Origin of the sequence: Vibrio sp. 99-8-1 (assembly GCF_013114595.1) — a bacterium.
Classification (GTDB): domain Bacteria; phylum Pseudomonadota; class Gammaproteobacteria; order Enterobacterales; family Vibrionaceae; genus Vibrio.
In genome coordinates this window covers 18,307-27,627 of sequence record NZ_VTXE01000049.1, presented here as the reverse complement: position 1 = coordinate 27,627, position 9,321 = coordinate 18,307, and the positions used below count along the sequence as shown (strand labels likewise).

The window sequence follows — 9,321 nt, the reverse complement described above, 5'->3', positions numbered from 1 at the left end:
CATTGTGGACCCACCTGATTCCATGCCGAACTCAGAAGTGAAACGCAATAGCGCCGATGGTAGTGTGGGGTTTCCCCATGTGAGAGTAGGACATCGCCAGGCTTGTTTACTTGTTTTCAGATTTTGAACAAATCTGAAGGCAAAACTGGATAAAGCAGATAGATTGTTAGTCTTTATTTAGTAAAAATTATGGAGAGATGGCTGAGTGGCCGAAAGCACCTGACTTGAAATCAGGCGACGGGCGACCGTCCTAGAGTTCGAATCTCTATCTCTCCGCCATATTAAAGAAACCGCTTTTAGCGGTTTTTTTTTGCCTGCTATTTGTTGATTTTCTACTTTCATCTCACGACTTGGCCATTTCAATCACATACTGTTCCCTAGAATTAATTCTGTCGAATGATAAATATCGACTACACTTTACTATTGATAATAATAATAATTAACATATCTGGCTAGCTATCAGGAGACCAACTTAGGTCTTCATTCATGCTTTGTTGGAGTCGTTATTATGAAAATTAGACAAAAAATCACGCTTTGGATGGTTGGTGTCGGTGTTATTCCTGTTGTTATTGCTTCTGTTCTTCTTGGCTCACTTTCATCTGATGTCTCTAGCATGGCGTTAAAAGATGCTGCTCAAAAACAGTTAATTTCTATTCGGGATGCTAGAAAAACCCAAATCGAAGACTATTTTCTAACGATACAGAGCCAAATTGAAACCCTGTCTAATAGCACAATGACCGTTGATGCTATGAAAGCTTTTAGCCAAGCATTTAATGAGCCTATTCAGTTAGATGTGAAGCAATATCAGCAAGAGCTAGCTCTCTATTACCAAAATCAATTTGCAACCGAGTATCAAAAATTAAACAGTGGTGACTCTGTTAATACATCTGAACTCTTAAGCAAATTGGATGATCAAGGTGTTTACTGGCAATGGAATTACATTAAAAACAATCGAAATGCGATGGGATCTAAGCACTTGCTAGGTGCGGCTGAAGGGGATAATGCGTACAATCAGGCCCACAAAGTCTATCATCCGAGATTTACCGAGTATTTAGAGAAATTTGATTATTACGATATATTTCTAGTCGATGCAAACAACGGTGATATTGTTTATTCCGTTTTCAAAGAGTTAGATTACGCAACATCTTTACAAAATGGGCCTTATGCTAACTCCGGGTTAGCGGATGTATATCGTAAAGCGATTCGTACTGGTTCAGCTAACTCAACCGTTATTGTCGATTTTCAACCTTACTTACCTTCCTATCAAGCCCAAGCTTCATTCATCGCTTCGCCTATTGCTGACAGCAATGGTGAGATTATTGGTGTACTCATATTCCAAATGCCTATTGGTGGCATAAATAGCATTATGACCAGTGCAGGAAAGTGGCAACAAAATGGATTGGGTCTGTCGGGTGAAACGTATCTAGTGGGGAGCGATTATAAAGCTCGGAGTTTGAGTCGATTCTTGCTGGAAGATCCTAGCGCTTTTCTCTCTTTACTCAGTGATTTGGCGGTTGATGCCCAAGTGCTACAAGAGATAGAAACAAAGGAAAGTAATATAGGGCTACAAGAGATACGGACAGAAGGAACAACGCGTGCGATTAATGGTGAGTCGGGTTTTGCTATTTTTGATGACTATCGAATGGTGTCCGTTCTTTCTGCATATACACCAATAAACATACCAGGGTTAAATTGGGTATTAATGAGTGAGATTGATGCAGAAGAGGCTTTCTCTGGTGCCATTGAACTCAAAGATAAAATTATTCTTGAGTCTGTGGTGACGGTGGTGGTAATTTCAATCGTAGCGGTCGCGATTGGTATCTGGGTTTCTCGAGCAATCACTACTCCGGTTGTTGGTTTTAGCCAATTAATGAGTCAGGTAGAGAGCGAGAATGATTTAACTTTCCGAAGTGATATCACCACTAAGGATGAACTTGGTGACATGGCGGCCTCATTTAATAGCATGTTAGATAAATTTGCTGATTTGTTAGGAGAGGTCTCCAGTTCAACTCATATGGTTGCGACAGCATCCGAGCAACTTACTATTGCAGCTAATGAGAATGTGCGTGGTGTAGAGACTCAGAAGGTCGAAACAGAACAGATTGCGACCGCTATGCATGAGATGACCATTACTGTCCAAGAGGTGGCTAGCAGTACTACAGAGGCTGCTAGTGCGGCAAATCTGTCTACTGAACAGGCACAAAAGGGGAAAGCGGTCGTACAGAAAACATCGGGAGCGATAGAGACGCTTTCTGGAAATATTCAGAAAGCGGCTTTAGTGGTTGAGGAGTTAGCAAAAGCGAGTGAAAGTATCGACTCTATTACCGATGTAATTAAGAATATTTCTGAGCAAACTAACTTGTTAGCACTTAACGCGGCAATTGAAGCCGCTAGAGCTGGAGAGCAAGGGCGTGGTTTTGCGGTTGTTGCTGATGAAGTGAGAACGTTAGCTCAGCGAACCCAAGAGTCCATTCATGAAATAGAAGAGACGGTTGAAAAATTGAGATTAGGAACTGTAGAGGCAGTAGATGCAATGGAGCTAAGCCGGAAACATGCCGAACAAGGTGTTGATTTAGCCAATGAAGCGGCGAATTCTCTACAAGAGATAGAGAAATCTTCGCTAACCATCAGTGATTACAATTTGCAGATAGCAAGTGCTGCTGAACAGCAGAGTGCAACGGCAGAACAGATGAACAAAAGTGTGGTTAATATTAGCGAAATCGCAGTTCAAACTGCTGCTAGTTCGGAAGAAAGTGCCGTGTCTTCTGAAGAGTTGGCCCGACTGTCCGCAAGGTTACAGGAACTGGTCGCTCAGTTTAAGGTATAGCTAAATTTTTATTGGCTTTTGCTCCATGCTGCTGATTTTGACCGTAGAGTGGTTATGTTTTCAAGTCAGTGCTTGATCAGGAGCCAATAAACTTTCTCTGAATAAGTTTCTTGAGGTGACTTAAGTAAATGTGGTGAATGATAAATATTATTTAAATAACCATTCTCCATATGTGATTTTTTATTTTATATTGATGGTAATAAAAGAAAAAACAAAGGCTCTACTTGTCTAAAGTAGAGCCTTTACTTTTCATTGAGATAGTTATTCAAATAATATCCAAGAAATATTATTATTCCTGTAGTATAAATGGCATATTTTTTAGTTAGTCTGTTTTGGTGGTTATTTAAATATAAATAACCATTCATATTATTACTGGTTTTATTCTATAAGTAATTGACTAACTAAAAACTAATTATTTACTAATATGAGTACCTGTTGCTTTATCCATCACGTCAACAGCTTGATATAAATCTCCAATATGTCCTGTACCACCCGTTTGAGCAAAGTGACAACATGCTTCTACTTTTGGCTTCATGGAGCCCGCTGCAAATGAGTACTGACTAATCTCTTCAATTGTCACCGCTTCGAGTTTTCTTTCAGTTGGTAGACCCCAGTCTACACAAGCATGAGAACCATCGGTTAAGATAAGTAGATCTGAAGCGCCAATTTCTTGTGCGATTAGAGATGCAGTCATATCTTTATCTATCACCGCTTCAAAACCCGTTAGGTGTTCGCCATTTTGGATCACAGGTGCGCCGCCGCCGCCGCCACAAATAACGATATGGTCTTGTGCGAGTAGACACTTGATTGCTTCCGCTTCAATAATGGTCTTAGGAGCTGGTGACGGTACTACTCGACGCCACATATCACCGTCGGGTTTAATTACCCAATTGTTTTCTTCAGCAAGAGCCATCGCGTCTTCTTTGCTATATACCGGGCCGATAAACTTACTAGGATCAGCAATGGCAGGGTCATTCTCATCCACAGCCACTTGTGTTAATACAGTAGTGATGTTCTTTTTAGGTAGAACATTCTTAAGGTTCTGCTGCATTAAATAACCAATCATTCCCTGTGTTTCTGAACCTAGGACGTCAAATGGGTAGGGAGGACAATCTTTGTAGGCTAAGTTTTGCAGAGCAAGTAAACCAACTTGTGGGCCATTACCATGTACTACAACGAGACGATATTTCTCATGTAACTTTGCGAGAGCTTCGGACGTAGCAGAAATACTTTTTTTCTGATTGTCACAACTCATAATTTCACCACGTTGCAATAATGCATTACCGCCTACAGCAACAACTAAAATCGGCTTGTCCATAGTAACTCCTTATTTATTTGTTATTTCTAATCGCGCATATAAGAATATAAATGGCGTTTGATTAATGTGATTTAAATTCAACTTTAAAGATCAAATTAAATTATTTTATCTATTTATTTAAATAATCATCATGCTTTAATGGTGACTATTTTGATATATTATTCCTTCTGCCATAGTGAAATATCAATAAGGAATATATTCACTGGCAAATATTCTGAATAAGGATGCAAATTATAAGACTAGCTATTAACAATGTAATATATTGTAGAGCAGTCACTAATTATTGTGGACTAGGTCATAAATGTCTTTTTACTTGCATGTTTTCTCTCTATATAAGAATCGATTTCACGACGAAGGGAGTTGATGAGAATCAAAATTACGATGCAGTTACAGATATGAAGGAAAATTGTACTGTCTGCTCACAGTTATCATGTTTGGTGTTTTTCAGAAACCGATATCCAGTTTTATCAAGAGAGCATCTCAATTTAGAAGAGGTTAAAAGCAAAGAACCGACCTATAATTTACAGGTCGGTTCTTTGTTTGATACACCAAATTGGGTTATTTTTTTATAATATGGTGCGTATTTCCTAGCCATCCTATGGGAATTCATGTCAATTCAGATAAGGGATTTGGGGATTTTCAAAGATTTGAGAGCCCAAACGTTTCTAATTGATATCCACTTACTGATAGGATGCTAAAATAATAGCACTAGAACCAAAAACATTTACCTGTCTGATCTGACAGGTTATAGGTAGACATTATGCTTTTCTTGGACGAAACCACAGCTTTGGTGGCTGAGTTGTCACAATCAACCTGCGTGGATACTGTGGGGAAGACTCTTGATCGTCTTACAAAGCTGTTTGGTTACGACTATTTTTTATTGGGTTGGTCTGTTCCATTCTCTATTACTCGTAGTGATCCTTTTATTCTTGATAACTATCCTGACCTTTGGCGGGAGAAGTACGATCGTAAAGATTTGATTAATATCGACCCTGTAGTGAAACACTGTTTGCAAAGCAGTGATGCGATATCGTGGAGCGCTATACAGATGGGTAAACTGTCTGCAGCAGAGAAGACGTTTTTTTCAGAAGCTAAGGAGTCGGGATTAAGAAGTGGTTATACCGTTCCTATTCATGGAAATCGCGGCGAAGCTGGATTATTGAGCTTTGCTTCGGAGAAACTAGAAAGTGAATTTTCTATTGCTGAACAGCAATCTATTCAAACTTGGGCACAAGCAATTGCTCCAATTGCCTACTCAAAAGTTTCCCATTTAATTGGTACAGAGCAGCAGAGTGATGTGGCCTTAACCAAACGAGAAAAAGAGTCATTACTTTGGGCAGCCGAAGGGAAAACGACATGGGAAATATCACAAATATTGGACTGTAGCGAAAGAACGATTTTCTTTCATCTGAATAATGCCACTAAAAAGCTTGAAGCCGCGAATCGTTATCAGGCAATTAGCAAAGCTATTCTACTTGGCTACATTAAACCAAACTTGAAGTCGAGTAATACGACATTGCTAAAAGAGTAACGATAGATTATTTAAGTTGATAGATATCAAAGAGATATAGTTTTCCTCTAAGGTCAACTGTAAGTTCTTACAGGTCACATTTACGAGGGTTATTGATAGTTTTTCATCTCCGAACAGGAGGTGATTTATGCACTACGATATCAATTATGGACGTTATAACGAACTAAACCCGAATACTTTTAATGACCTATTAACGCTACGACATAAGGTGTTTATTGGACGACTTAACTGGGAGTTGAGCTCAAACAAAGGACGTGAGCAAGATGAGTACGATACGCCTTCTGCGTCCTATATTTATGTTCGTCAAGAAGAAGCAATGGTGGGCTGCTGGCGAATTATTCCTACTACCTCTTCCTATATGCTAAAAGATACATTTAATACCATGCAGGGGGATGCTGCGACTATTTCAGATCCAAACATCTGTGAGTTAAGTCGTTTCGCTGTCGATAAAGATTCAGTCGCATCAAGTCATAAAATAAGCGATGTGACGGTATCAATGTTTAAGGGTGTACAGCAGTATGCACACACGCATCGTGTTAAAGAATATATAACCGTCACGTCATTAGCAGTAGAAAGAATCTTAAAACGTATTGGTCTTCCCTTTGAACGCTTTGGGGATCAAAAAGTCCATAAGCTAGGTGATACCAAAAGCGTTGCCTTGCGTTTTATGATGAATGATGAATTTGACCAATGGATAGTCAATAACTCTTAGGGTTATCATCAAATCTTGGTGTTATTTGTCCGGTTAATAGTGCCTGAGAAACAGTTTGTGTTCTGGTGAATGTATTGAGCTTTTCTCGGGCATTTTGTAAATGAAAATTGACCGTTCTTTCACTGCAAGCCAGTATCTGAGCGATCTCCCATGAGCTTTTCCCATCCGCGACCCAAGTGAGGCAAGACTTCTCTTTTTCAGATAGATCATACGATTTTAAGTGAGAGAGCAGAGGTGATGGTTTTTCTTTGCTTACCTGAACGCTCTGCTTAAACATGTCATATAAATGTACCGCAAGAAGGGTTGCAACGGCCATCTGTTGGATAATTTCGTCAGACTCTAATGCTGATTGCGATGCAAAACTTAAAACCCCTTTCTCACCATGCGCACCGTGGATTGGGACACTAAAGCCACTTTTTAGTCCATAATCTGAGGCTTCAATCATCAAAGAGATCTGTTCTTGATTATTCAGTGAATAGTGCAATTTTGACCAGCGAATCGGCGAGGTGTTTTTAATGCAATGTAAGATGATGGGATCGATATTGACGTAGTGATTCTCGTCATATCTCTTTCGCCACTCAATCGGGTAATTGCTTAATATACAGTTTTCAGAGTGATTCATGTTTTTCGGTGTCGATAGACCAAACAAGTAGTAGTGGTATCCCAATTGTTGAGTAACTTCATCTAGATGAGACTTAAGCAAAGATAAGCTGGGTGCGTCATTCACCGCCAATTTACATTGCACTATTAATTGGTATATCCGTTCTATATTCATACTAACCTCATAAATTAAATGCTGATAAAAACGTCAACAAAAACGTTCATGAGTAGTATGAGTCTTTAATCATAACTATTACCTCTAGTTCCTCGATAGCTGCCCGATACTCCTCTGTTATCTATTACCACTCTAAGTGCTGAAATGGTTGGTTTAGTGGCGGTGTGAACTGCTGATAGGATTAACATTTAATGCAAAATTTTTAATAGCATGCTTTATCTGACCTATATTAAATAGAGGTGGGTCGTTAGGAGGGAGTTCATGAGTCAACAAGCGCTTTTAGCAAAAGTGGACCAATTGCCCCGAATTGAAAAAGTTCTGCATGAGTTACTCGACTTAGTGAATCACCCGGAATTTGATTTTGATGAATTGGCGTTGAAACTGTCGATGGATCAAATACTGAGTACCAAAGTGCTAAGAATGGCCAACTCGGCGTTATTTGGAAGCCGGCGAGAAATCTCTTCAATTAAAGAGGCGGTCATTCGTATTGGGAGTGATTCTGTTCGATCACTTGTTCGCTCCTCGGTAATGTCACAGATCTTCACTAATCTAGACACGATAAGTTTGAAAGACTACTGGGCCAATACTTTCGAAGTATCAATGATAGCGAGTCGCCTGAGTAAACGCGCAGGGCTCGACCGTGATGAAGTATTTACTACGGGAACCTTGCATGATATTGGTGAATTAATGATCCATACTAATTTGCCAGAATTGGCTGTCGTTATTGTCGAGCGGGTAAGCAATGGTGAAGACGCGATCGCTGTCCAGCAAGAGTTATTGGCTACCGATGTGCCAACACTTGGAGCTAAGCTGGCGATGGCGTGGGATTTTCCTCCGCAAATGGTGGAAGCGATTGCTTGTTCTTACCAACCTTCCAAAGCCAAAATTTCACCTAATCTTGCGCATTTGATGAGATTTTCTATGGATATTCATAAAGCATGGGATTCATTAACATCAACAGAAGAGAAACAACAATTTATCGCCAGCCATCCTAGTAATGAAGTGCTTGGATTTCCCCTAGGAATGGTACAAACCATTGATATTATCCGAGGGGAAGGGTACGAATTAGCTTACCAGCTATTTGGTTAAGTTTTACGTTTGGCTTTTCGTTGCTGAACGATTAACCCGAAAATAATCAGGATCAGTCCGACAAATGTCGATGGATGAATCTGCTCGCCAATAATGTAAGCCAATAGAAGTAACGAGATAAAGGGCGAAATAAATATAAGATTGCTGATTCGTGCTGTGTTAGTGGTGGCTTTTAATGCGGATAACCACAACACAAAAGTAATCCCCATTTCGAACAGACCTACATAGCTCACTGCTATCCAGCCAGATACGCTGATATTCCAACTCGCGGATTCAAACAAACACAAGCCAACAGCAAAAGGCAGAGCAACTAAAAAACCAAGTAATACGCCGACAATCGGGTCTGCTTTATTTTTTGCGTTTAAGATCCAGTAGCCAGCCCACAATAGCGTGGAGAGTAGCGCTAACATTACACCAAGTGGACTTTCGAAATGCAGCTCCAGTAAGTTTCCTTTTGTGGCGATAATAACTACACCTAAGTAGCCAAAAACACATGCTATCCAATCCTGCTTGCGAATTTTTTGTCCAAGAAATATGGAAGCCATAATCGTGAGTGTAATGGCCCAACTGTAGTTAATTGGTTGGGCTTGCGAGGCGGGAAGCAGCTCATACGCTTTAAATAGAACTAAGTAATAAGCTAAAGGATTTATCAGTCCTAATAGCAAGTAATAGAGAGGATTAGCGAAGAAAGTCGCGGCTAACTGATCTAATTTTCCTTGAAGGAAGCAGATAACGATAAGGGTTAATGCTGAGACAAAACTGGCGATAGTGAGCATTTGAATTGGTGTAAATTGCTCAAGTGTCAGTTTAAATGCTGTAGCAACGGTAGACCATAATAAAACCGCAGAAATACCAAAACCGATGGCACGACGTTCATCTATCATTATTTTTAGTTCATGGGCAGTGAAAAACAAAGTGCAATATATAGCACTTCTTTAATAGCAAACCTAGCGGGATTTAATTAATAGCGGAATGTGGAGTCTGCTAATCGGTGATTAATGATAGAGAATAGCACTTTTTCTTTCTTTGAACTGGACATTTATCCAGTGCTCTCATACCATCAAAAATA

The 9,321-nt window shown here is 39.8% G+C and carries 7 protein-coding genes, 1 tRNA gene and 1 rRNA gene; 6 read left to right on the top strand and 3 right to left on the bottom strand.

Translation table 11 applies throughout. The features are described from left to right. The 3 genes from rrf to F0227_RS20190 all read left to right on the top strand — a co-directional run. Positions 1-102, top strand: a 5S ribosomal RNA gene (rrf, locus tag F0227_RS20200); the annotation flags it as partial. Between the two features lie 89 nt (positions 103-191). Further along, positions 192-279 (top strand) — tRNA-Ser (locus F0227_RS20195). 229 nt (positions 280-508) lie between these two features. Further along, on the top strand, positions 509-2,827 hold the full coding sequence (locus F0227_RS20190) for a methyl-accepting chemotaxis protein (RefSeq protein ID WP_171755057.1): 2,319 nt from the start codon (positions 509-511) through the stop codon (positions 2,825-2,827). Positions 2,828-3,239: 412 nt separating this feature from the next. On the opposite strand, the gene arcC is transcribed toward F0227_RS20190, so the two are convergent. Next, a complete protein-coding gene (gene arcC, locus F0227_RS20185; RefSeq protein ID WP_171755056.1) occupies positions 3,240-4,145 on the bottom strand; it encodes a carbamate kinase in 906 nt (301 codons plus the stop codon). Between the two features lie 760 nt (positions 4,146-4,905). On the opposite strand from arcC, the gene F0227_RS20180 reads away from it, so the two are divergent. Then, positions 4,906-5,676 carry a LuxR family transcriptional regulator gene (locus F0227_RS20180; protein WP_171755055.1) on the top strand — a complete coding sequence of 257 codons (771 nt, stop codon included), beginning with the start codon at positions 4,906-4,908 and terminating at the stop codon, positions 5,674-5,676. Between the two features lie 127 nt (positions 5,677-5,803). Beyond that, on the top strand, positions 5,804-6,388 hold the full coding sequence (locus F0227_RS20175; RefSeq protein ID WP_171755054.1) for an acyl-homoserine-lactone synthase: 585 nt from the start codon (positions 5,804-5,806) through the stop codon (positions 6,386-6,388). Here the strand turns inward: F0227_RS20175 and F0227_RS20170 are convergent. Beyond that, positions 6,375-7,163 (bottom strand): LuxR family transcriptional regulator, encoded by a 789-nt coding sequence (locus F0227_RS20170; protein WP_171755053.1) that lies wholly within the window; start codon positions 7,161-7,163, stop codon positions 6,375-6,377. The two genes, F0227_RS20175 and F0227_RS20170, sit on opposite strands and share 14 nt — an antisense overlap. A gap of 261 nt (positions 7,164-7,424) precedes the next feature. On the opposite strand from F0227_RS20170, the gene F0227_RS20165 reads away from it, so the two are divergent. Then, the gene (locus tag F0227_RS20165; RefSeq protein ID WP_171755052.1) at positions 7,425-8,252 is read left to right on the top strand and encodes an HDOD domain-containing protein; all 828 of its coding nucleotides are present in this window, start codon (positions 7,425-7,427) and stop codon (positions 8,250-8,252) included. On the opposite strand, the gene F0227_RS20160 is transcribed toward F0227_RS20165, so the two are convergent. Further along, a complete protein-coding gene (locus F0227_RS20160; RefSeq protein WP_171755058.1) occupies positions 8,249-9,133 on the bottom strand; it encodes an EamA family transporter in 885 nt (294 codons plus the stop codon). The genes F0227_RS20165 and F0227_RS20160 overlap by 4 nt on opposite strands. Positions 9,134-9,321 lie beyond the last annotated feature (188 nt).